We start from the raw sequence: 20,956 nt of genomic DNA, 5'->3' as shown, positions 1-20,956 counted from the left end.
AGGGGAGCTAGGCCGGAGTGTCCCCGGCGGCGTGGAGATTGCCCATTGACTCACGCCGTTGCAACAACTCAATCCGCTGCGTTGGCACCAACCGGCGCAAGGTAGTGTAGAGCGCCCGGGTTTCGAGCAGGTTCCACACCCGCAACATGGTCTCCAGCGCATCCAGCGGCTTGCTGATGAAGTCGCGGGCGCCCAGGGCCAGGGCGCGCAGGCGGGTGTCGCGGGTCGCGTCGGCGGTCAGTACCAAAATCGGCAGGTATTCGCCGTCGGGGATGCGCCGGTTGAGCTGTTCCAGCACCGCGAAGCCGTCAAGCTCGGGCATGTGCAAGTCAAGAATCACCAGGTCCGGTTCAAAACTGTTGAACAGCTCCAGGGTGCGCAACGGCTCGGTGCTGCTCAACACGTTGGTCAGCCCTTCGCGCGCCAGCAGTTGCTCCACCAGGTCGAGGTTCGGGCGTTGGTCGTCGATGATCAGAATGCGCAGGTCGAGGTTCACACGGGCTCCGGAAAATACTGGTCAAGGTAGGCAAGAAACGCCGGGATGTTGATCGGCTTGCTCAGGACCGCCGTTGCGCCGGCATCCTGCAGGGCTTGACGGGTGAGGTCGCCGGCATCGGCAGTGATCATCAGCACCGGCGTGTCGCGGGTGATCGGCGAGCCGCGCAAGCGTTGCAGCACTTTCACGCCGTCGATGTCCGGCAGCGAAACATCCAGCAGGATCAACTGCGGCCCATGCTGGGCGGCCAGGTCCAGGCCGAGTTGGCCTTGCATGCTCGACAGCAGCTTTATCCCCGGCCGGCGCTGCAGCAGGGTTTCGATCAGCGCCAGGCTGGACATGTTGTCTTCGATGCACAGCACCTTGCCCAGGAACGTGGACACGGCAGGGGCAGGGCGCGTCAACGCCGTGTCGATGACGGGCGCAGCGATAGCATTGGAACCCTGCACGCGCACGCACGGCAGTTCCAGGCTAAAGCGTGAGCCGACACCGGCCTGGCTGTGCACGGTCAAGCGGCCGTGCATGTTTTCCAGCAGGCTTTTGCTCAGCGCCAGGCCCAGGCCGCTGCCTTCCACATTCGGGTCGGCGCCCAGGCGCTCGAACGGCGTGAACAGTTGGCCCAGGTGCTCGGCCGCAATACCGTGGCCGGTATCGCACACCGACACACTGATGCGTGCCCCGTCGACACAGACCTCGATGCTCACCTGACCGTCGCGCCGGTTGTATTTGATTGCATTGGACAGCAGGTTCAACAGCACCTGGGTCAGGCGTTGGCGGTCGGCAACGATACCCGTGTCCGCCGCCAGCACCGGCAGTGGCTGCAAGCGGATACCCGCATTGGCGGCCATGGGTGACACCAGCGTCAGCGCCTCTTGCAACACGTCCGCCAGCGGGATCGGCGCGATATTCAGCGCCAGGCTCCCGGCTTCGATCTTGGCGATGTCCAGCACTTCGTTGATCAACGTCAGCAGATGCTGGCCGGCGCGCAGGATATGCGCGACATGCGCCTTTTGCCCCGATAGCGCATCCATCTCCAACAGTTGCGCAAACCCCAGGATCGAGTTGAGCGGTGTGCGCAACTCATGGCTCATGCGCGACAGGAACTCGCTTTTGGCGCGGCTGGCGCGCTCGGCTTCCTCGCGGGCGGTGCGCAAGGCGATCTCGGCGGCGCGGCGGTCGGTGATGTCGCGGGTGATCTTGGAGAAACCGCGCAGGGCTCCTGTGCCGTCGTACTGGGCGGTGATTACCACGCTGGCCCAGAAGCGCGTGCCGTCCTTGCGGCAGCGCCAGCCCTCTTCGGTGTAGTCGCCATTGCGGGTGGCCTCGCGCAGGGCCATGTCCGGGTGCTGCGGGCATTCGTCTGGCAGGTAGAACACCGAGAAATGCTGGCCGATGATCTCCTGCTCGGTGTAGCCCTTGATGCGTTCGGCACCGTTGTTCCAACTGGTGACATGGCCTGCGGTGTCGAGGGCAAATATCCCGTAATCCTTGACCCCATCGATGATCAGCCGCAAGCGTTCCTCGTTGTCGCGCAACGCACGTTCGCGTTCGGCCAGCAGCAACCCGGCTTCCACCAGGCGAGTGCCCAATTGGCCGATCTCATCCTGTTCCGGTGGTTGCGCAAGCAAAGGCTGGCCCAGTGCCAGGCGTTGCGCATTGCGCTGTACATTCTGCACCCGCGCGACAATGCCCTTGGACAGGAACAGCACCGCGACAATGGCGCCGAACAGCCCGCAGATCGCCGCCAGCCAGGTGGACAGCAACAAGCGTTGCCGGGTCTCGTAGGCCGCGGTGCTGCGCTCGGCCAGCAGCGAAGCCTCCAGGGTCAACATGGTGCCGATGTGTTGGCGCAAGGCGTCGAGGATGTGTTTGTTGCTGATCAGAATGGCGCTGATCGATTGCGCGCTGGCGTCGCTGTCATTGAGCATCTCTTCGAGCCCGTCGGCCTTTGCGTCGATCAGCGGCTTTATCGCGTTGAGCTGCTCACGCACCCGCTGATCGCGCACGTTGCGGTCGAGCCGCAGCAGCGCGGCGTCAATCTGCGGCCTGGCGTTGCGGTAGCTGGGCAGGAAGTCCTCGCGGCGGGTCAGCAGGTAGCCGCGCACACTGGCCGCCGCTTCCGCGAGCAAGGTGTGCACGGCCTGGATATCGCCTTGCACGCGCAGCACTCGGCGCACGTCTTCTTCGGCGCGCGCGGTCTGGCGCTCGGTGGTGTAGATCAGCACCAGGGACAGCAACAGCACCACCAACGGCAATGAAATGACCACCAGCGCCTTGCCGCGCAGTGGCAGGTCGGCCCAACGCCGCGTCATGGCTGCGCCACCAGGCCGAGGGCGATGCCGCGCACGGCGGCCTGGGTGCGGTCGGCCGCGCCGAGCTTGCCGATCACCCGCTCCACATGGGCTTTGGCCGTGCCGGTGGTAATCCCCAGGTGTTCACCGATGGCGCGGTTGCTCATGCCGTTGGCGACCAGACCAAGCACTTGGCGCTCCCGTGGGGTGAGGCGTTCGCTGGGCGCCGCGCCGCTGGCCTGGCGTTCGGTCATGCGCCGCAACAGGCGCGCGCTGACCGCTGTGTCAAGCGCTTCGCCACCGGCGGCCACGGTTTGCAAGGCCTGGATCACCTCGTCACGGCTGGCGTCCTTGAGCAGATAGCCTACCGCGCCGGCGCTCATCGCCGCTTCCAGGTGGTCGGGGCTGTCGTCCATGGTGAACATCACCACTTTCACCGCCGGCAGGCGTTGCTGCAGCAAGCGCGCGGCGCCCAAGCCGTTGAGCACCGGCATGCGGATGTCGAGGATGACGATATCCGGCAGCAACTGTTCGCACAGTTCCACTGCGTGCTGGCCGTCACGTGCCTGGCCGACCACCTCGAACTGCGAATGGCCGGCGAGCAGTGCGACGAAACCGGTACGCGTGACTTCATGGTCATCCGCCAGCACCAGGCGCAATACGGGGCTCATTGCGCAGCTCCGTTCACGAGGGCTGGCACGCTGGCCCGCACATGGGTGCCGCCGTCGACCACGCTTACGCAACTGAAGCGACCGCCCAGCAGGCTGGCGCGCTCCTGCATGGTGGCAAGGCCCACATGATCGGCCCCGCCTCGGCGCAGGTCGTGTGCGAAGCCTCTGCCATTGTCATCGACCTGCAAGATGGCCATGTCGTCGCGCAGTTCCAGGGTCAGCATGACCTGACTGGCCTGCGCATGTTTGAGCACGTTATTGATCGCTTCCTGGCCGATCCTGAACACGGCGATCTCCACCGAACTGTGCAGGCGTGCCGCACACTGCGAGCGCCACAGCACCTGGATACCGGCGTCACGCAGGCGGTCGGCTTCTTTATCGAGGGCCTTGAACAGGCCGAAATCGTCGAGCACCGTAGGGCGCAGGCCCGCGATCAGTTGTCGGCCTTCACCCACAGAGTGCTGGGCCAGGCTGAGAATCGCCTGCAGGTCCGCGGCCAGGGCAGCCGGCAGCGTGGGGCAGCGGCCGGCGAACCCTTGCAGGCGTTGATGCAAGCCGGCGAGGGTCTGCGCCAGGCCGTCGTGCAAGTCGTAGGCCACGCGTTTGCGTTCATCTTCCTGGGCCCGGAGCAGGCGGTTGACCAGGTCGGACAGCGCGCGGTCGCGGGCCTTGAGCGTGGTCAGCAGTCGCTGGTTTTCCAGGTGCGCGGCCAGCAGCGTGGCGAGCAATTGCAGGGATTCGCTGTCTTCATGCTCCGGCGCACGCAGGCTGACGCTATTGCCCAGCACCAGCACGCCGAAGGCCTGGCCGTCACTGCCGCGCAATGGCACTTGCAGCACGCTGTGCGGCGGCTCGTGCCAGTGTGGTGCGCGCAGGTCGCGGTCGGCCAGGTCGGCCAGGCGCGCCGGGCTGCCATGGCGGGCGGTAACCGTCGCACTACCCTCGGCGTCCCATTCCTGCAGCAACCCGTGGTCCATCGCGAGGAACGCGCATGCCCTGGCAAGCACGCGTTCGCGCATGGCCTGGGGGCCCAGTCGGGCCAGTTCCTGCCCGGTATCCACCAAGAGGCGCAGGCGTGCGGTGCGGCTTTGCGATTGACGCAAATGCGCGCGCAAGGCCAAGGCGCTGCCGGGATCTAGAGGCGTGTTGTGCATGGTGAACATTCCGGTGGCAAGGACGCTTATTAGACCTTGCCAGGCACCCCTGGCGCTATCTGCCATATGGCATAGGCAAATGACTCCGGTTGGCCGATGGCGCGAGGCGGACAGCTTGGCAAAGTGGGCTCACCCATCACCCCTGGAGTTTCGCCATGCAATTCAAACCCGCTGCAATCGCCCTGATGTTTGCCTTGAGCGTACCCTTTGCCCAGGCCGCCGACACGGCCCCCTATGTCTACCGTGAAGTGGCCCAGGCCCCGGCGAATGTGAAAGACCGTGAGATCGCCGGCCTGTTCGACCGCTGGAACAGCGCCCTGCAGACCGGTAACGTCAAGTCGGTGGTGGAGCTGTATGCGCCCGGCGCGGTGCTGCAGCCCACCGTATCCAACCAGGTGCGCACCACGCCCGAGCAAATCAGCGACTACTTCGATCACTTCCTGGCGCTCAAGCCGGTGGGGCAGATCAACTACCGCGAGATCCGCCAACTGGGCAGCAATGTGGCGATGGACAGCGGCGTCTACACCTTCACCCTGACCGAGGCCAACGGCCAGGTGCGTCATGTGCAGGCCCGCTATACCTTCGTCTACGAGCAGGTGGGCGGGCAGTGGAAGATCCTCAACCATCACTCCTCGGCGATGCCTGAGGTGCAGGCCAAACACGCCAAGCAGTGAGGCTGCCGCGCTGTGCCCTACCACATCTTCTGTGGCGAGCGGGCTTGCCCCGCGTTGGGGTGCGAAGCAGCCCCAAAACCAGGCGCAGAGGAGTGTCTGATACTCCGCATTCGTCTGTAGTGGGGGCGCTTCGCACCCCAACGCGGGGCAAGCCCGCTCGCCACAACAAGCCCGCTATCCACTAATGCGTTCGCCGCTAGCCCTTGGTTCTGCGGGGATCGGCGCTTCGAGGGTAGGTGCGTTCTTCCTGGATCGAACCGTCTTCCTTGTGGATCTTCAACGAGGCGGTCTTGCCGTCAAGAAACTCACTGGCCAACTTGATGATTTCGGCCTTGGTGGTCGCCGTTTTCGACGCGCGTTCCGCGCCTTGCTTCTTCAATGCCCAACCGTTTTCAGTCGGCGTGATGTGGAAGTCATCCATTTCATTTCTCCTGCAGTGGTGCTACTTGAGGCCGATGCGTTTACGCATTTGGGCCGTGATGGTTTGCTTGGTTCCAGGCAGATCCGCCCACGGATCCACGTCCAGTTCGCCCAGCCGTTCATGGAGGTTGCGGATGTTCCAGACGTTGGCGCCCTTGATGTCTTTGAGTTCGTCGCGAAAGATCGGTACCGACACCGGCAGCCCCTCGCGACTGCGTGCGGCATAGGCGCAGATCGTGGTCGCGCCCAGGCCGTTGCGTAAGTAATCGATGAAGATCCGTCCCACTCGGTTCTTCGGCCCGGAAACCGCCGAGAATCGGTCCGGCAGTAGCGTGGCGATATGTTTGACAATCGCGTGGCTGAAGCTTTTTACCGCGTCCCAGTCGGCTTTCGGGGTCAGGGGTACGACGATGTGAATGCCTTTGCCGCCGCTGGTCTTCAGGAACGATTTGAGGCCCAGCTCGTCCAGTACCGTCAGGGTCAATTCGGTGGCCTCCACCATGCTTTTCCACGGCAGCGCTGGGTCGGGGTCGAGGTCGAGAATGAAGCGATCGGGACGCTGCAGGTCCTTGGACACCGCGTTCCAGGTATGCAGCTCGATGGTGCTCATCTGCACCGCGCCCAGCAGGGCCTCGATGTTATTGATCAACATCACCGGATGGCCCGTGGCTTCCTTGCCGATCATCTCGATGCCGGGGATCGCCAGGCGCTCGGCGTTTTTCTGAAAGAACAGTTCGCCGCCGATACCGTCTGGCGCGCGCACCAGGGCGACCGGGCGGTTGAGCAACTGCGGCAGCAGCCACTCGGAGACGCCGATGTAGTAGTCCGCCAAGTCACGCTTGGTCGAGCTGCTGCTGGCGTCGATCACCCGTTGGGGATGGGTGAGCCGGACTTTGGTTGAGCCATCGTCGCCCGCTTTGCGCTTGGCTTTGGCCGCAGTCGGTTGTTTGCGCGGGGATTTTTTCTCGTCCTTGGGGGCCGGGGCAGGGCGCTCTTCGGTGATGGCCTTGGCCGGTTTGTCGTTACGCAGGCCTTGGAACACAGCATGTCTTACCGAGCCGTCCTGGGTGATTTCGGCAAAGGCGACTTCAGCCAGAAGCGACGGTTTGAGCCAGTGCACGTCCTTGGCCTCAAAACCCGTCGGCGGGTTGACCACCGCAGGCTTCTTGGTTTCCAGGGGCGTGAGCTGTTCGTAGATCGTGCTCAGTGTGACCTGGTTGAACCCGGTGCCAACCTTGCCCGCGTATTTGAGTGCGTTGCTGTCGGCATCGTGCAGGCCCAGCAGCAGTGCGCCGAACTTACTGCGCGAGCCCTTTGGCTCGGTGTAGCCGACGATGACAAACTCCTGGCGGCGCTTACATTTGAGTTTGATCCAGTCGCCGCTGCGCCGGGAAACATAGGGGCTGCCCACGCGCTTGCCGATCAGGCCTTCCATCTGCATCTGGCACGCGCTGTTGAGCAGCGCATCGGGTGTTTCGGCGAAGTCGTCCGAATAGCGCAGTACCTCGTCCTCACTGCGCTCCAACACCTTGGACAAGGCTGCGCGACGTTGCTCGACCGGCACTTCGCGCAGGTCCATGCCATTGAGAAAAGGCATGTCGAACAGGTAGTAGACGATGCTGGCACTGCGGCCAAGCTCGAAAGCATTCTGCAGGGCCTGGAAGTCCGGCACGCCTCGCTCATTGGCCACGACCACCTCGCCATCGAGCCAGGCGGACTCCAGGGCGAGGCTGGCAATCGCCTCGGCCTGGCGTGGCAGCTTGTGCGTCCAATCATGGCCATTGCGGGTGAACAGCTGCACCTTGCCTTGATCCACACGGGCCATGATGCGGTAGCCATCAAACTTGACCTCGTAACGCCAGTCACCGTCGGGTGCGGAGTCCACCAGCGTGGCCAGTTCAGGCTTGAGCTGCTCGGGCAGCTCGGCCGGCTGGGCATTGATCAATTGCGTGGGTGCCGGTTCTGCGCGCGCGGCGGGCTTCTTCTTGACGGGCTTGGGTTCGGCGGCTTTCCCCGAGCGCTTCTTCTGCACGAGGGTGCGGTCACTCAGCGCGCTGTGGGGTTCAGCCTTGACGATGTCGTAATCGCTTTCCGGCCGCGCGAATTCGTCCTGGTGTTTGATCAGAAACCATTGCTCCTGCTTGCCGGGCATGTGCGTCTTGACCAAGTTCCACACGCCACCGAGCTTCTCGCCCTGCAATTCGAATTTCAACCGGCCTTTCGCGTAAGCCTCGGCGGGATCAGACAAGGGCTTCCAGATACCGCGGTCCCAGACGATGACGTCGCCGGCGCCGTAATGCCCCTGCGGTATCGTGCCTTCAAACGTTGCGTAGTCCAGCGGGTGGTCTTCGACGTGCACGGCCAGGCGCTTGGACTTGGGGTCCAGTGACGGGCCCTTGGGCACGGCCCAGCTTTTCAGCGTGCCGTCGAGCTCCAGGCGAAAGTCGTAATGCAGGCGCGAAGCGTCGTGTTTCTGGATGCAGAATTGCAGCGCAGCGGGCTCGTCGGCTTTTTTCCTGGTTGGCTTGCGCGGCTTCGCAGCGCCCGAGGGCTCCGAGGTCGCATCGAAATCACGCTTGCGGTTGTATTCATCAAGGGCGTCGGTGGCTTGCGTGTCGGCTGGGTTGCGCTTCGGGGCTTTTTTGGCGCTGGATTTGCGTGATGAGATCTCGATCCAGGTCGGCGCGTGATCACTGGCATGCTCCTCGCCGCGTACCCACGCGTCTACACCGGCGTTTTTCAGATAAGGGGCAAGCACCGGGTTCAGCAGCAGATGATCGATGCGCAAACCGGAATTCTTCTGCCAGTGCTGACGGAAATAATCCCAGAAGGTGTACACGCGTTCGTCCGGATACAGGTGCCTCACCGAATCGATCCATCCCTGGTCCAGCAGCCTTTGGAAGCATTCCCGGCTTTGCGGCTGAAGCAGGGCGTCCTTGAGCCATGAGCGGGTGTTGTAGATGTCGGCGTCAGTCGGCACCACGTTGTAATCGCCGGCCAGCACAACCGGGTGTTCGCTGGCTTGCAGCGTTTGGGCATGGGCGATCAGGTGCTCGAACCACTTGAGCTTGTAATCGAACTTGGGCCCCGGCTGCGGGTTTCCGTTGGGCAGGTACAGGCAGCCGACCACCACGCCGTGGGCCGCCGCTTCCAGGTAGCGGGACTGCGTATCGTCTTGCGCGCCAGGCAAACCCTTGTGAATCAACAGCGGTTCGGCGTCGCGAGCAAGGATGGCCACGCCGTTCCACGACGCTTGGCCATGGTGCAGGCAACCATAACCGGCTGCTTCGATATCCTTGGCAGGGAAGGCTTTGTCCTGGGCCTTCAGTTCCTGCAAGCACACAATGTCGGGGCGTTCTTTCTCAAGCCATCGCAGAAGGTTCGGCAGTCGCGCCCCTATGCCGTTGACGTTGAATGTAGCGATCTTGAGGTTCTGCATGGGCTCGATCCTTTGCTGTACTCGGAACCTTCTTATCCGAGTGCCATTAGCCGAAGCGAGTTCTATTTGATTGCACGGCGCCGTTTGCACAAGCACGACGCCCATCCAGATACTTTAAACCTTCTGCCCCAAGGTACTGTCGATTGCTGAAGATACTTGGCCAGTAGAGGAGACATCGATGACAGAGGTTGTGGTAGTTGCCCAAACCAACCAAAACATGCTGAACCGGGTGACGCTTGGAACTCATTGATTGGGTGCAATGGCCGGCCATGGTTGTGACCGTCATCTCGGCGTGGTTTATCGGCTCTCAACGGCCTCGGCGACGCATGATTGCCTTTTGGGGCTTCATCCTGAGCAACCTGTTATGGGTGCTGTGGGGCTGGCACGCCAATGCGTTTGGCCTGATTGCGCTGGAGTGTATTTTGCTGGGTATGAACGCCAGGGGCTTCAGAAAGAACCAGCGCAATCAGCAGACTTGCGAGTAAGTCGCGGTCATTGACTCCTGAAATTCTTTTTAAATCCCCGCAGGTTCATTGTGCAAAGGCATATCTGTAGCACGATCAGCGCGTACGCCTGCGCGTAGGCGCCCCAGATAACCCACAGGATATTGCTCAATATGAAACAGAAGAACCCGGCCATTCTTCTTGCCGGGCGTTGCGAGCCGATAAGCCACGCCGCGATCACCGTGACCACCATGGCCGGCCATTGAACCCAATCCACGTAACTCAAGACGCCTCCTTTAATGACTTTTGGTTTAAAGAAGAGAGGCTAACAACGAAGAATAATTCAGATTTTTGTAGTGAGCGGGCTTGTCGAATCGTCGCACCGCCCGCGCTGGGTGGCGAAGCCGCCCCAATCCAGTTGCCTGTGCCCTTTATCAGCAGAAGGGGCAGGCAAGCTGCCCCCGTTTGGATCACTTACGACTTACGCCCGCCGCCATGGCTGTTCTGGCCGCCTTTGCGGCCCGCTTCCGAGGCTTTTTCCCGATCATTGGCAAAGTTGCCACCGGACGATTGGCCGCCTTTTTTGCCGGCCTCGGAGGCTTTCTCGCGATCGTTGGCGAAGTTACCTGGGTTTTTATTACTGGTTGTCATGGTCTTTCTCCACAATTTTTCAGTAGTTGGTTGTCGTGTCGCTCGTTACCCATTTATGCAACAGGTCTTTATTCCGATAACGGCGCATTTGAAATTGTTTTGAGAGATTTTTAAACGGTCGATGAACGGTCAATATGCTGGATAAACTTGTACAAAGTGCGCAGGAAGCGGCCGCTTCGTATAACTATTTAATAGTGAAGTGATAGCACTGCGGCCGCTTCGCTTAGTGGGGCGCGTGTTCCGGCAACGGAAAAATAATGAACCCCTGCCGCACGCTCCGGACCTAAATAGACACAAACAGGAGGTGCATCATGCAATTCACTTATCTCTGGATTTTCCTGGCAGTCATTGCGGTGTTGCTCGATCTGTGGGTGCTCAATAGTCTGTGGCGAAGCGAAAACTCATCGGGCAGCAAGGCAGGCTGGACCGCCCTGGTGGTGCTGTTGCCGTTTGTGGGGGCGGCCGCCTGGGGCATCGCGGGCCCGCGTGGCGTGACCAAAGGCCCGTCGTCGGCGGAACATAGCAAAGGCTGAACACGATGAAGCCGCCGGCGCACGAAGACCTGCACAGCCGCCGCTATCCGATCAATGAGGACATGACCTTGCAACGCAAGGTCTGGCGCTTCGAACGGTTCGGTTGGTACGCCATGGTGGTCATCATGGGGCTCACCTTGGCCGGGCTGTTCTCCAAAGGGCCGCTGAGCACCACCCAGGTGCGCAGCGCCGACGGGACGGTGCGTGTCGAGCACCAACGCTTCCTGCGCAACGGCTCCTCGGACGCACTGGTGATCCATCTGCAGGGCAAGGCCCGCGAGCCGCTTGAGGTGGCAATCAGCGGCGAGTTGTTGCAGGGCTTCAATATTGAAATGCTGCAGCCGCAACCCCTAAAGGCCAGTACCGCAGGCGAGGGCGTGAGGCTGTGGTTGCTGAGCGACGATGATGGCAAAGCGGTGTTGCACCTGACCTTGCGCAGCGACGGCGTCGGTCGCTTCGACACCCAGGTTGCGCTCGCGACGGGCGCGTCCGTGCGTCTTTCACAATTCATTTATCCCTAGGGGTAAGCCAGCATGGACTCTGTATTGCGCGCGGCGGCCATTTACCTGGTGCTTTTGGTGTTGTTCAAGATCGCCGGCAGGCGCTCCCTGGCGGAACTCACCACCTTCGACCTGGTGCTGTTGATGGTGATCGGTGAAGCCACGCAACAGGCGCTGTTGGGCGATGATTTTTCGTTGACCAATGCCGTGCTGGTCATCATCACACTGATCGCCATCGATATTGGCTTCTCACTGCTCAAACTGCGCTCGCGCTGGTTTTCCCGGGTGCTGGATGGCGGGCCGACCATCGTCGTCGAACATGGCAAGGTCCTGCATGAACGCCTCAAGCGCGCACGGATGGATGAAAGCGATATTCTCGAAGCGGCCCGCTCCGCTCAAGGGATCGTCCAGATCGATCAGATCCAGTTCGCGATCCTTGAGCGCAACGGGAAGATCTCCGTTATCCCTTATCCATAAGCCCCGCCTAACGCCGTGACTGACGTAGCGTTTCGATCAGGTTGATCAGCGAGTCGTGGGTCACGGGTTTGCTGACGTGGCTGTCGAAGCCCGAGTCAGCGGTCTTCTTCTGGTCACTGCTGGCACCGTAACCGGTCAACGCGATGGCCGGGACCTGGCGCAGATGGCTGATCTTGCGCAGCTTCTGCATCAGCTCATGGCCATTCATCTTGGGCATGCCAATGTCTGAAATAATCAGGTCGTAGTGGGTTTCACGGGCGGTTTCCAGCGCGCTCAGCGGGTCACTGAACGCGCTGATCTGGGCGCCTTCCATCTCCAGCAACATATTCAGCACTTCAAGCACTTCGGACGAATCGTCCACCAGCAGCACCTTGACGCCGTTCAGGCGTTCATTTTCGGCCTCGGCGTCGCACGTGTCGGGCAAGTGGTTCTGTTCGCTGAGGGGCAACCTGATCGAGAAGGTGCAGCCAAAACCCAGGCCCTTGGAGAAGACACTCACCGATCCACCATGAGCCTCAACCAACTGGCGGACCAGCGACAAGCCGATTCCCAGGCCTTCGCGCTGATGGGTCTGATGCTGATTTTCCGCCTGGCCGAACAAGTCGAAGATCTTTTCCAGGCTGTCTTCGGCGAGCCCGGCGCCACTGTCGATGACATCCAGTTGGGCGTGGCTTTCCGAGCGGCTCAACACTAACTGCACTTGTCCCTCTTCGGGGGTGAACTTGAGTGCGTTGTTGACCAGGTTCCAGATCACTTGCTCGATCCGCGTCGGGTCTACGTCCACGATCAGTGAGCCAGGCACCGACGGTGTTTGCAGGGTCACCTGGCGGTGGTGACCGTCAGCGAGCACCACACTGTGGATGTCCTGGAGCGTGCGGATCAGGTCGACCGGTTGTTTCTTCAACTTGAGCTTGCCGGTGCGCACCCGGGCGACATCCAGCAGGTCATCAATGATGCGTGCCTGGCTGGACACGGCCTCGCAGATGGTGTCCACGGCCCTGACCGCCGGGCCCGCCGCCTTGGTGACCGGCAAGCGGCGCAGCAATTCGGCGTTCAGCTGGATCAGGTTCAACGGGTGTTTGAGTTCATGGGACATGACCGCGAAGAATTCATCCTTGAGATGGCTGTTGGTCTGGGTTTCCATCAACCGCTGGCTCTGTTCTTCCTGGGTACGCTTGTGGCCGGTCAGGTCACGGGCAATCTTGACGTAGCCTTGCAGGCTGTCACTCTTGAGCAGGGTGACTTCGCCGCTGCAATAGAACCGGCTGCCATTCTTGTGCACATGCCAGCGTTCGTCTTCGCCGCGCCCATGTTCGCGGGCCGCGCGCAGCTCGGTTTCGGGTACACCGGCGGCGCGATCCTCCGGGGAGAAAATCAGGTCGTAGTAAGCGCCCAGTACTTCGTCCTTGGTATAGCCAAAGATCAGCTCGGCACCCGTGTTCCAATCGGTGATGGCGCCGTGGTCGTCCAGGATGATGATGGCAAAATCATGGGTGCTTTCGGCGACCAGGCGCATACGCTCTTCGCCCAGGCGCAGTTCCTCTTCGGCCAGGCGCCGCTTGGTGATATCGATAAAGGTCAGCACGGTGCCGTCGATGTGGTCTTCGCTGGAGCGGTAGGGCAGCAACCGCGCGATGTACCAGCGGCTGTCCTTGCTGCTGATCTCGCGCTCGATCATGCTCAGCGATTCAAACACGGTGGTGGCGTCATCGGTCATTTCCGGGTAGTCGAGGCGGTGCGTGATGTCCATCAACGAGCGCCCCGTGTCCACCGGCAGCATGCTGAAAATATCCGTGGCGCGCGGGGTGAACCAGCGGATGCGCATGTTGCGGTCGACAAACACCGTGGCGATGTCGGTGGACGCGATCAGGTTGGTCAGGTAGTCGTTGACCTTATCCGTCTCTTCCACCTTGGTCTTGAGCTCGTAATTGACCGTCAACAACTCCTCATTGATCGATTGCAGCTCTTCCTTGCTGGTTTCCAGCTCTTCAGTGGCCGAACGCAGTTCTTCGTTGACCGCCTGCATCTCCTCGTTGGAGGCCTTGAGCTCTTCGCTGGAGACTTCCGCCTGTTCGATGGTGTCCTGCAGGTGCAGCTTGGTGCGTTGCAGCTCGCGCTCCAGGTTGCTCATGATCGCGTTTTCCGCATGGCTGACGCTGGCGGCGTCGGACTGCTCGGGGTCGACTTCGGTTTCCTGGAACATCACCAGCACGTAGTCGCTTTCGGTGGCGTCATCGCGATAGGGGCGGGCGGTGATGTCCACCAGGTATGTGCCCTGGTCGCGCTGGATGCGCACCTTGCGTGAGGTCACCGGGATATTCGATTGCTGGACCTGGAACAGTGTCGTACGGATATCCAGGCGCAGATCGGGATGAACCAGCGCCAACAGGTTGTGGGTGATTTCCCCGGCGACATAGCGCAGGAAGCGCCCCGCGCCTTCGCTCATGTGCAGGATGTCGGCATGAATGTCGACAATGACGCTGGGCGGTGCGGCCTTTTCCAATGCGCGCAGGTGCATATCGGCGAACGAACGCTTGGTGGGGGCTTTGATTTCTGCCGCCGCAACCGGGGTGTTTGCACGTATATACCCACCTCGCGGCATGGTGGGCGCACGACGTACCGCTGAGGAGCCGGCGCGCACGCGAAAGATGCGGTTGCGCTTGTCCACCGGCACGAACAGATCCTGGCAGCCGTCGGCCGACTCCGAGGAACCCAGGAACAGATAACCACCGGGGCGCAACGCAAAGTGGAACAGCTGCAGGATCTCGCGCTGCACTTCGCGATCCAGGTAGATCAGCAGGTTGCGGCACACGATCAGGTCGATCTGCGAGAACGGCGGATCAGCCAGCAGGCTGTGCTTGGCGAATAACACCCGCTCGCGGATTTCCTTGCGCACCCGGTAGTGCTGGTTCTTTTCCTTGGAAAAGTACTGGCGCAACCGTGATGGCGGCACATCGGTGATGATCGCTTCGGAATACACACCACTGCGGCCATGGCTGATGGCGCGCTCATCAATGTCGGTGGCAAACACCTGCATCTTTGCGCTGCTGGCGTCCAGCGCCAGTTGCTCGGCCACCAGCATCGCCAGGCTATAGGCCTCTTCCCCGGTGGAACAGCCGGCCGACCAGATGCGCACTTCCTCGCGGTGCGGCACAGTATCTTCCAGTGACTTCACCAGGTTGGGGATTACATCGCGCTCAAGGGCTTCGAAGGCCTCGCGGTCGCGGAAGAAATTGGTCACGCCGATCAGCATGTCGCCCAGCAATGCCTTGGTTTCTTCCGGATGCCCCTGGAGATAGGTGTAGTAAGCGGCCAGGTCCGGTTGGGCGGTGACTTGCAGGCGCCGCTCGATACGGCGCAACACCGTGGCGCGTTTGTAGTGCTTGAAATCGTGCCCGGTGCTGGCGCGCAGTTGGATCAGGATGTCCAGCAGCAATTGCTCGGCCACGGCTGCGTCGCGTTCGGTCACGGGAGGGGTGGTATGGATCTCGGGGTCATTGGCATTGGGCAGGATAATCGACTGGGCGTTGCGCCATAGTTCCAGCAACTTCTGTGGCATCTCCACCACCGGCAGCACCAGATCGACCATTTGCGTTTCGATCGCCGCCAGCGGCATGCCGTCGAACTCGGCATCTTCCGGCGCTTGCACCAGAGTAATGCCGCCTTGCTCCTTGATGCGTGAAAGCCCCACTGCGCCGTCGGAACCGGTGCCTGAGAGGATCAGGCAAAACGCGCGTTCCTTGTGCGTGTCGGCCAGGTCGCGAAAAAACAGGTCGATGGCAATGTGCGTGCCGCCTGCGCGCGACGAAGGCGATACGCCCAGATAGCCATCATTCATCGTCAATCGCTGTGCAGGCGATATGACATACACGCGATTCTTTTCGATAGGCGTCGTGTCGTTGACTTGTGTGACCGGCAGGCCGGTGGACTCCTGGATGATTTTGTCCGCTACGCTTTGATGCTCAGGGGACAGGTGCAAAACCACGACGAACGCCATGCCACAGTCTTTGGGCATGTGCTCGAAAAATGCTTTCACCGCTTGCAGCCCGCCCGCCGACGCGCCAATGCCGACCACAGGAAAGGTCAAGGTGCTCGGGGTCAGATCCTTGCGTTGCGGAACGTTGGGGGACCGCAGAGGGGCAGACTTCATAAATACCAACCTTGGTTAACTGCACACGAGAAGAACGTGTAATGGGCACGAATTCAAGCGAGGGTGATGAGTGAGCGGGAGGTGAAATATAGCTGAAAACCGGCTCGTAACAGAATGCTTGCGTGCCAAACTCGACCGCTCCTTCATAACGTTTACTCTCGGTTGAGACGGGAGGGTTGCAAAGGTTTATTCAAACTGACGAGTGGCGTAGTTGCTGTAGTGAGCGGGCTTGCCCCGCGCTGGGGGGCGAAGCCGCCCTAATCCAGACAATTCGGTTTTTATCTGAAAACCGAGGTGTGGTTTTTGGGGCGGCTTCGCCCCCCAGCGCGGGACAAGCCCGCTCACTACAATTGTGTAGATACCTATGGCAATCGCAGGCAAGCCAGCGCTCACATTGGAAAGCGCCGGTGATTACTGTTTGCGCATTGCCCGGCGAATGCGAATCCAGTCCCGATAAGCCGCGGTGCGTTGCGCATCCGCGGCTTTCTTGGCTTCCAGAAAGCGCGTCCAGGTCGCCGCCTCGCCGCTGTAGTTCTCGATGATCTTGTACGCTTGCGCATCCAGTCGATCGGCTTCGAAAAACATTTCGGTGTTGTGCGCGATCTCGTCGTCCCACGTTTGCCCTGTTGTGTAACCAAGTATCTGGCTGTTCATTGTGTGAGGCCCTCTGCCCACTGAATCGCTTCGGCGCCGCTCCAGCGCACATCGGTGATGCCGTATTTTTCCGCCATCGGTTTAGACACGCGCTTGAGGGTGTGTTGACCAAATCTGGGTATGACTGCCACGCCGGCATCGCAACTGGCCCAATGCCATGCCTCGGCATTGTTCATTTGCGCGGCACGCACGATGAAAGACCTTTGTTCACCGTGCAGGCGATACCGGATAGTGAATAAATCGTTGTGTTTCATGAGGACTCCTTATGCTCATGAAGTACAGATATTTGACGTCAGAGAAAATTCAAAAAACTGTCCGACAATTCGATGGCCGAGATCGAGACTTATACAATCAGTCATCCACTGTAAAAGTCACCCAGCCCGGGCCCTCGATAGGGCGCTCTATTTCGGCAATCACTCCGCTCACAGACGTGCCATCCGGCAGGTTGACGGTCACAAAGGTGGGGTTGCCAGGCCACTCCAGTGGCGAGTCGAAATCCAGGCGCACAATGGTGGGTTTGCCACTGCTGGTCATTCGGATATCCACCGCATTATTCAGACGTTCATCTGACTCCGTTCCCAGATGGCGCGAGGCAGTGATCACGTTGGCGGTGCCTTCGAAGTTGTAGGACATGTTTATTACCTCATGCAAAAAAGGCGGCGTTCGCCCCAGGGTTCATGTGTGCCGCTTGTTGTTCAGTCGATAGTTGCGCGCGACGGTGAGGCCACCAAGTAACAAAATTGCGCCGGCTGCAATTAACCAATAAGGCGTGTGGCGGGTTGTTCCCTGGCCGCCGTCGACGCGGGGTTCGCCGTGCTCCTTTGGAAACGGGCTGCCCGACGACGTGCCAGCTGCGGCGCCGCGCTCATGGGCGGAAGGCGCGGATTCGGGCGTTTCCTCGTTCACATGCACGGGCATCTGATGCAGTTTCAACCGGGCGCCATCGCCGAGTATCAGCGTCAGGTCTTCGATCGTGCCGGCGACGCGGTCGGGGAAGACCGGCTCGCCGGTGGCATCGAGCTCGTCGTAGATAAACGTCTGGCCCTCGAGCCAGCCGACGGCGGTCAGCAGTTCGGGGCCCAGGTAGTATTTTCCGTCAAGGAAAAAACCGCTGAAGTTCCTCGTTCGTTCCAGGCTGTCCACTGTGTAGCGTTCGCCAGGTCTCATTCCGGTTGCTGGATCAATCATGTTGACATCCTCCATTGGCTGGTCTTGCGATAGAGGCGGGTCAGCAAATGATCGTTCAATCCAAATGCCCGAGTGGCGTTTTCAGTGCCGATGAGGCGTTTCGGTCGGGTCGATAATCTGGATGATGTTGCCCTGGCGCCATGCATCCGCACCCGGCGCGACGGGCGGCGCGACGATGTCTGCGCGGGCCTTCTTCTTCTCGGCGCTGTCTATGCCCAGCCGCTGGTCGCGCTCGGCGACCATGGCCGGGTCAGCCTGGCCGTCAGCGGTAAAGCCCATCATCAATTGCGGCACCCCCAGGGGCAGGCGCTTGTTGAGGTCGGTATGCCAGGTGTGCCACGTCTTGCCATAGGTATTGACGAGCTTCTCCATCAAGGCATGTTCGGCCACTTCTGGAATGCCCGGCGCGACCAGTTGCCCGGATTTCACTTCATGCACATGGCTGTGCCACAGCGCCTTTTCGGCCGCTGGCAGCGTGTTGAACAGCTGCTTGCTGATGATGTATTCCACGCCCATCAACTTGGCATCCTTGCGGTTGCCGTCGTAGATCACGCACTGGATCACTTCTTCGTTGAGGATCGAGCAATAGTGGTGGGCCTCCATTTGCACATCGGGGTGGCCGTTGTAGAAGTGAAAGCCGTCCAGGTAGGCGTTCAACGCATCGATGGGCGGGCGCGACTGGAGCATCGCGGCGCCCGCATCGAGCGATCGGGTGGTGGGCGATTTCGCGGCACCGGGCGCCACGACATTCGATGCGGTGTCGTTGCCGGCGCAGGCCGTTAGAAGACTGACGGACGCCATCAGGCAGAGTGCTGGAACCGTGGTGTTCCGGAGGTTTTTTTTCATAGCGGAGTCCTTCCGTGGGTCATTGACAAGGCCGAGGGGGAGGCCTTGCCGGATTGAGGTTTGCCACTGTTTAGAAGGAGGGCCGAAAGAGGCGTTCAATCGGTTTTCGCTCGGGACCGCTCGTCAGCCTCGAGCCGATTTTATTGAACACAGCCAGTATCACCTCGGCCAGATACTGCGTGTGCTGACGAAGTCCGGCTTCGTTTTGCCAGGTTGAATCACTCGACACTCCAGCAGGTGAACGAACATGAAAAAGTTATCGATGTGCCTTGGACTGTGCAGCGTTTTTATGCTCCACGGCTGCTTTGACAGCGGCGATAACGCCACGAAAGAGAATGCCGACGGCAAGGCTTCGGTGCAGATGCAAGAAGGCAAGGCAGACGAGAGCAAGTAAGGCTTCCATTTTGTGACTTGGAGATTTTTTCCATGAAACATCACCCATCCAACACCCAGAACCGACCCGTTGAGGATCTGGGGAAACCTAATGATGACGGCAATGTGATCGGTACCGCCGGACGTGACGAGGACCCTAACGCGGCGACCGACTGGGACCATCCCGGTCACCTTGAAAAGTCCCCGGATGCTGACGTCTTGCCACCCAACGGAATACCCGAGATAGATATCGTTCCCGACCCTGACAACGAGCGCGCCGATTGAATATCTGGCGGCACAGATGGCCGTTTCGCTTGGCCGTCCAGGCGTAACCGCTGGTCGTAATCTGCGTATTTATTTTGAAATTTCCGGCGCCGGTTACTTCACATGAAAGTAGGCGCGCACTTCAAAGTGCCGTCGCTTTTTGATAAGCCTGAGGAGATTTGTTCATGTTTCTACATAACAAGCGACTTCAATACACCGTCCGCGTCGCCGAGCCTAATCCGGGCCTGGCCAACCTGCTGCTGGAACAGTTTGGCGGCGCCCATGGGGAGCTGGCGGCAGCGTCCCGCTACTTTACCCAGGCCTTGGCTGAAGACGATCCAGGGCGCAAGGATTTGTTGATGGACATCGCTACCGAAGAACTCAGCCACCTTGAAGTCATCGGCTCCATCATCGTGATGCTCAACAAAGGCGCCAAGGGGCGAATTGCCGAGGGCGTTGAAGAGGAGGGCGAGTTGTATCGCTCGCTCAACGGGGCCGGCAACGACTCCCATATCACTACCCTGTTGTACGGTGGCGGTGCGCCGTTGGTCAACTCCGCAGGCGTGCCCTGGACAGCGGCCTACATCGACACCATCGGTGAACCCACCGCCGACATGCGCTCCAATATCGCAGCCGAAGCCCGCGCCAAAATGGTCTACGAGCGGCTCATGAATGTTACGGATGATCCAGGCGTAAAAGAGGCCCTGGGCTTTTTGATGACCCGGGAAATCGCGCACCAGCTTTCCTTTGAAAAGGCGCTGCATGCGATCCAGCCGAACTTCCCCCAGGGCAAGCTGCCGGGCATGCCGGAATTCACCAATGTGTACTTCAACATGTCCCAAGGCGCGGAAAGTATGCGTGGCCCGTGGAACCAGGGCGAAGAGTGGGAGTTCGTGGAAAGCCCGCAACCCGCGGTCGATGGCGGCGATGGCTTGGCCACCGTGCAGCTGGACGCCGATGATGAAGCGATGTTGAGTGCGATGAAGGTTCGCACGCTTTCGGACCCTTCCAGCGACCCCGTGACCGGTGCTGACCTGGGTTCGGGTTTCCAGCCCAAGCCTGACATTTAACCTGATACAACCGCACGCTTTCGGGCGTGCGGCGCATGCCATTTTTTCATCAAGAGGACTAACGATATGGCGACTCCACAGGAAAACCTGCTCGATTGGCTGCGTGATGCCCATGCGATGGAGCAGCAGGCCGAAAAGATGCTTAAGGCGCAGTCCGAGCGCCTGGAGCATTACCCTCAGCTCAAGGCGCGGATCGACCAGCACATTGAGGAAACCCTTGGCCAGCAACAACTGATTGACCAGTGCCTGACGCGATTGGGTGGGAGCGCGTCGACCCTGAAAGACATGGGGGGCAAGCTGATGGCCTTCGGCCAGGCGGTCGGTGGCTCGCTGATGAGTGACGAAGTCATCAAGGGCGCGATGGCCGGTTACGTGTTTGAACATGTGGAAATTTCCAGCTACACCGCGCTTATCGCCGCGGCGAAGGAAGCCGGTGATACCGAGACTCAGGCGGCTTGCGAACAGATCCTGCCGCAGGAAATCGCCATGGCCGAGTGGTTGCTCGAGCACTTGCCCGAACTGACGCAAGCGTTCCTGCGGCGTTCCGCCGACCCCGACAAAGAGGCCAAGCGCTGATGCAACGCGCGGCGCCCGACCGATACGGCGGGCGCCTGTTTAGCGCAGCAGCGGCACTGCGCGACGTTTTCACGGTCCATGGAACAC

The 20,956-nt window shown here is 60.6% G+C and carries 23 protein-coding genes; 9 read left to right on the top strand and 14 right to left on the bottom strand.

From position 1 onward, the window contains the following. Window positions 1-7: 7 nt before the first annotated feature. The 4 genes from KVG91_RS24460 to KVG91_RS24445 are packed head-to-tail and all read right to left on the bottom strand — an operon-like array spanning window position 8 to window position 4,612. A complete protein-coding gene (locus tag KVG91_RS24460; RefSeq protein ID WP_076952282.1) occupies window positions 8-496 on the bottom strand; it encodes a response regulator in 489 nt (162 codons plus the stop codon). Next, window positions 493-2,808 carry an ATP-binding protein gene (locus KVG91_RS24455; protein ID WP_169375999.1) on the bottom strand — a complete coding sequence of 772 codons (2,316 nt, stop codon included), beginning with the start codon at window positions 2,806-2,808 and terminating at the stop codon, window positions 493-495. The genes KVG91_RS24460 and KVG91_RS24455 overlap by 4 nt, the downstream gene beginning before the upstream one ends. Continuing rightward, window positions 2,805-3,458: a response regulator gene (locus KVG91_RS24450; RefSeq protein WP_169375998.1), complete on the bottom strand. Its 654-nt coding sequence runs from the start codon at window positions 3,456-3,458 to the stop codon at window positions 2,805-2,807. The genes KVG91_RS24455 and KVG91_RS24450 overlap by 4 nt, the downstream gene beginning before the upstream one ends. After that, window positions 3,455-4,612 carry a sensor histidine kinase gene (locus KVG91_RS24445; RefSeq protein ID WP_169375997.1) on the bottom strand — a complete coding sequence of 386 codons (1,158 nt, stop codon included), beginning with the start codon at window positions 4,610-4,612 and terminating at the stop codon, window positions 3,455-3,457. Before KVG91_RS24445 ends, KVG91_RS24450 begins: the two co-directional genes overlap by 4 nt. A 155-nt stretch (window positions 4,613-4,767) precedes the next feature. Here KVG91_RS24445 and KVG91_RS24440 point away from each other — a divergent pair, with 155 nt between their 5' ends. Continuing rightward, window positions 4,768-5,286 carry an SgcJ/EcaC family oxidoreductase gene (locus KVG91_RS24440; RefSeq protein WP_169375996.1) on the top strand — a complete coding sequence of 173 codons (519 nt, stop codon included), beginning with the start codon at window positions 4,768-4,770 and terminating at the stop codon, window positions 5,284-5,286. A 196-nt stretch (window positions 5,287-5,482) separates the two neighbouring features. On the opposite strand, the gene KVG91_RS24435 is transcribed toward KVG91_RS24440, so the two are convergent. Further along, complete coding sequence (locus tag KVG91_RS24435; RefSeq protein ID WP_169375995.1) at window positions 5,483-5,707, bottom strand: DUF2188 domain-containing protein; 225 nt, start codon at window positions 5,705-5,707, stop codon at window positions 5,483-5,485. A gap of 21 nt (window positions 5,708-5,728) precedes the next feature. Beyond that, complete coding sequence (gene ligD, locus KVG91_RS24430; RefSeq protein ID WP_169375994.1) at window positions 5,729-9,145, bottom strand: DNA ligase D; 3,417 nt, start codon at window positions 9,143-9,145, stop codon at window positions 5,729-5,731. A 236-nt stretch (window positions 9,146-9,381) separates the two neighbouring features. Here ligD and KVG91_RS24425 point away from each other — a divergent pair, with 236 nt between their 5' ends. Further along, on the top strand, window positions 9,382-9,630 hold the full coding sequence (locus KVG91_RS24425) for a hypothetical protein (RefSeq protein ID WP_169375993.1): 249 nt from the start codon (window positions 9,382-9,384) through the stop codon (window positions 9,628-9,630). A gap of 7 nt (window positions 9,631-9,637) precedes the next feature. Here KVG91_RS24425 and KVG91_RS24420 read toward each other — a convergent pair whose 3' ends face one another. Beyond that, entirely contained in the window at window positions 9,638-9,874 is a 237-nt protein-coding gene (locus tag KVG91_RS24420) for a hypothetical protein (RefSeq protein ID WP_169375992.1), read from the bottom strand. Window positions 9,875-10,062: 188 nt separating this feature from the next. Next, the gene (locus KVG91_RS24415) at window positions 10,063-10,239 is read right to left on the bottom strand and encodes a con-10 family general stress protein (RefSeq protein WP_076954923.1); all 177 of its coding nucleotides are present in this window, start codon (window positions 10,237-10,239) and stop codon (window positions 10,063-10,065) included. 311 nt (window positions 10,240-10,550) lie between these two features. On the opposite strand from KVG91_RS24415, the gene KVG91_RS24410 reads away from it, so the two are divergent. The 3 genes from KVG91_RS24410 to KVG91_RS24400 are packed head-to-tail and all read left to right on the top strand — an operon-like array spanning window position 10,551 to window position 11,749. Continuing rightward, complete coding sequence (locus KVG91_RS24410) at window positions 10,551-10,772, top strand: PLD nuclease N-terminal domain-containing protein (protein WP_076954922.1); 222 nt, start codon at window positions 10,551-10,553, stop codon at window positions 10,770-10,772. Window positions 10,773-10,777: 5 nt separating this feature from the next. Beyond that, window positions 10,778-11,293 carry a hypothetical protein gene (locus tag KVG91_RS24405; RefSeq protein WP_169374489.1) on the top strand — a complete coding sequence of 172 codons (516 nt, stop codon included), beginning with the start codon at window positions 10,778-10,780 and terminating at the stop codon, window positions 11,291-11,293. A 12-nt stretch (window positions 11,294-11,305) separates the two neighbouring features. After that, window positions 11,306-11,749, top strand: a complete 444-nt coding sequence (locus KVG91_RS24400) for a DUF421 domain-containing protein (protein WP_169374488.1) — start codon at window positions 11,306-11,308, stop codon at window positions 11,747-11,749. A 7-nt stretch (window positions 11,750-11,756) separates the two neighbouring features. Here the strand turns inward: KVG91_RS24400 and KVG91_RS24395 are convergent, their stop codons facing one another. From KVG91_RS24395 to KVG91_RS24370, 6 genes are all read right to left on the bottom strand, one after another. Next, window positions 11,757-15,899 carry a CheR family methyltransferase gene (locus KVG91_RS24395; protein ID WP_169374487.1) on the bottom strand — a complete coding sequence of 1,381 codons (4,143 nt, stop codon included), beginning with the start codon at window positions 15,897-15,899 and terminating at the stop codon, window positions 11,757-11,759. Window positions 15,900-16,310: 411 nt separating this feature from the next. Beyond that, complete coding sequence (locus tag KVG91_RS24390; protein ID WP_169374486.1) at window positions 16,311-16,553, bottom strand: hypothetical protein; 243 nt, start codon at window positions 16,551-16,553, stop codon at window positions 16,311-16,313. Then, window positions 16,550-16,807, bottom strand: a complete 258-nt coding sequence (locus KVG91_RS24385) for a DUF6555 family protein (protein ID WP_169374485.1) — start codon at window positions 16,805-16,807, stop codon at window positions 16,550-16,552. The genes KVG91_RS24390 and KVG91_RS24385 overlap by 4 nt, the downstream gene beginning before the upstream one ends. Before the next feature lie 97 nt (window positions 16,808-16,904). After that, a complete protein-coding gene (locus KVG91_RS24380) occupies window positions 16,905-17,186 on the bottom strand; it encodes a hypothetical protein (RefSeq protein WP_169374484.1) in 282 nt (93 codons plus the stop codon). A gap of 42 nt (window positions 17,187-17,228) precedes the next feature. Continuing rightward, the gene (locus KVG91_RS28165) at window positions 17,229-17,741 is read right to left on the bottom strand and encodes a short chain dehydrogenase (RefSeq protein WP_169374483.1); all 513 of its coding nucleotides are present in this window, start codon (window positions 17,739-17,741) and stop codon (window positions 17,229-17,231) included. Window positions 17,742-17,822: 81 nt separating this feature from the next. Further along, entirely contained in the window at window positions 17,823-18,587 is a 765-nt protein-coding gene (locus tag KVG91_RS24370; RefSeq protein ID WP_169374482.1) for an OBAP family protein, read from the bottom strand. 247 nt (window positions 18,588-18,834) lie between these two features. On the opposite strand from KVG91_RS24370, the gene KVG91_RS24365 reads away from it, so the two are divergent. The 4 genes from KVG91_RS24365 to KVG91_RS24350 all read left to right on the top strand — a co-directional run bounded on the left by KVG91_RS24365 (window position 18,835) and on the right by KVG91_RS24350 (window position 20,869). Then, window positions 18,835-18,981, top strand: coding sequence for a hypothetical protein (locus tag KVG91_RS24365; protein ID WP_169374481.1), 147 nt, complete (start codon window positions 18,835-18,837; stop codon window positions 18,979-18,981). Between the two features lie 32 nt (window positions 18,982-19,013). Further along, on the top strand, window positions 19,014-19,244 hold the full coding sequence (locus KVG91_RS24360; protein WP_169374480.1) for a hypothetical protein: 231 nt from the start codon (window positions 19,014-19,016) through the stop codon (window positions 19,242-19,244). 164 nt (window positions 19,245-19,408) lie between these two features. Then, complete coding sequence (locus KVG91_RS24355; protein WP_169374479.1) at window positions 19,409-20,293, top strand: manganese catalase family protein; 885 nt, start codon at window positions 19,409-19,411, stop codon at window positions 20,291-20,293. A gap of 66 nt (window positions 20,294-20,359) precedes the next feature. Further along, the gene (locus tag KVG91_RS24350; protein WP_169374478.1) at window positions 20,360-20,869 is read left to right on the top strand and encodes a ferritin-like domain-containing protein; all 510 of its coding nucleotides are present in this window, start codon (window positions 20,360-20,362) and stop codon (window positions 20,867-20,869) included. Window positions 20,870-20,956: the final 87 nt, after the last annotated feature.

This window comes from Pseudomonas azadiae, from assembly GCF_019145355.1.
Taxonomy (GTDB): Bacteria; Pseudomonadota; Gammaproteobacteria; order Pseudomonadales; family Pseudomonadaceae; genus Aquipseudomonas; species Aquipseudomonas azadiae.
This window is presented reverse-complemented; position numbering and strand designations above follow the sequence as displayed.

What these genes read in the sequence shown, in the direction of transcription:
- KVG91_RS24455 (WP_169375999.1), bottom strand. Translation starts at nt 2,808, where the DNA reads ATGACGCGGCGTTGGGCCGACCTGCCACTGCGCGGCAAGGCGCTGGTG.
- KVG91_RS24450 (WP_169375998.1), bottom strand. Translation starts at nt 3,458, where the DNA reads ATGAGCCCCGTATTGCGCCTGGTGCTGGCGGATGACCATGAAGTCACG.
- KVG91_RS24445 (WP_169375997.1), bottom strand. Translation starts at nt 4,612, where the DNA reads ATGCACAACACGCCTCTAGATCCCGGCAGCGCCTTGGCCTTGCGCGCG.
- KVG91_RS24440 (WP_169375996.1), top strand. Translation starts at nt 4,768, where the DNA reads ATGCAATTCAAACCCGCTGCAATCGCCCTGATGTTTGCCTTGAGCGTA.
- KVG91_RS24435 (WP_169375995.1), bottom strand. Translation starts at nt 5,707, where the DNA reads ATGGATGACTTCCACATCACGCCGACTGAAAACGGTTGGGCATTGAAG.
- ligD (WP_169375994.1), bottom strand. Translation starts at nt 9,145, where the DNA reads ATGCAGAACCTCAAGATCGCTACATTCAACGTCAACGGCATAGGGGCG.
- KVG91_RS24415 (WP_076954923.1), bottom strand. Translation starts at nt 10,239, where the DNA reads ATGACAACCAGTAATAAAAACCCAGGTAACTTCGCCAACGATCGCGAG.
- KVG91_RS24410 (WP_076954922.1), top strand. Translation starts at nt 10,551, where the DNA reads ATGCAATTCACTTATCTCTGGATTTTCCTGGCAGTCATTGCGGTGTTG.
- KVG91_RS24405 (WP_169374489.1), top strand. Translation starts at nt 10,778, where the DNA reads ATGAAGCCGCCGGCGCACGAAGACCTGCACAGCCGCCGCTATCCGATC.
- KVG91_RS24400 (WP_169374488.1), top strand. Translation starts at nt 11,306, where the DNA reads ATGGACTCTGTATTGCGCGCGGCGGCCATTTACCTGGTGCTTTTGGTG.
- KVG91_RS24395 (WP_169374487.1), bottom strand. Translation starts at nt 15,899, where the DNA reads ATGAAGTCTGCCCCTCTGCGGTCCCCCAACGTTCCGCAACGCAAGGAT.
- KVG91_RS24390 (WP_169374486.1), bottom strand. Translation starts at nt 16,553, where the DNA reads ATGAACAGCCAGATACTTGGTTACACAACAGGGCAAACGTGGGACGAC.
- KVG91_RS24385 (WP_169374485.1), bottom strand. Translation starts at nt 16,807, where the DNA reads ATGAAACACAACGATTTATTCACTATCCGGTATCGCCTGCACGGTGAA.
- KVG91_RS24380 (WP_169374484.1), bottom strand. Translation starts at nt 17,186, where the DNA reads ATGTCCTACAACTTCGAAGGCACCGCCAACGTGATCACTGCCTCGCGC.
- KVG91_RS28165 (WP_169374483.1), bottom strand. Translation starts at nt 17,741, where the DNA reads ATGATTGATCCAGCAACCGGAATGAGACCTGGCGAACGCTACACAGTG.
- KVG91_RS24370 (WP_169374482.1), bottom strand. Translation starts at nt 18,587, where the DNA reads ATGAAAAAAAACCTCCGGAACACCACGGTTCCAGCACTCTGCCTGATG.
- KVG91_RS24365 (WP_169374481.1), top strand. Translation starts at nt 18,835, where the DNA reads ATGAAAAAGTTATCGATGTGCCTTGGACTGTGCAGCGTTTTTATGCTC.
- KVG91_RS24360 (WP_169374480.1), top strand. Translation starts at nt 19,014, where the DNA reads ATGAAACATCACCCATCCAACACCCAGAACCGACCCGTTGAGGATCTG.
- KVG91_RS24355 (WP_169374479.1), top strand. Translation starts at nt 19,409, where the DNA reads ATGTTTCTACATAACAAGCGACTTCAATACACCGTCCGCGTCGCCGAG.
- KVG91_RS24350 (WP_169374478.1), top strand. Translation starts at nt 20,360, where the DNA reads ATGGCGACTCCACAGGAAAACCTGCTCGATTGGCTGCGTGATGCCCAT.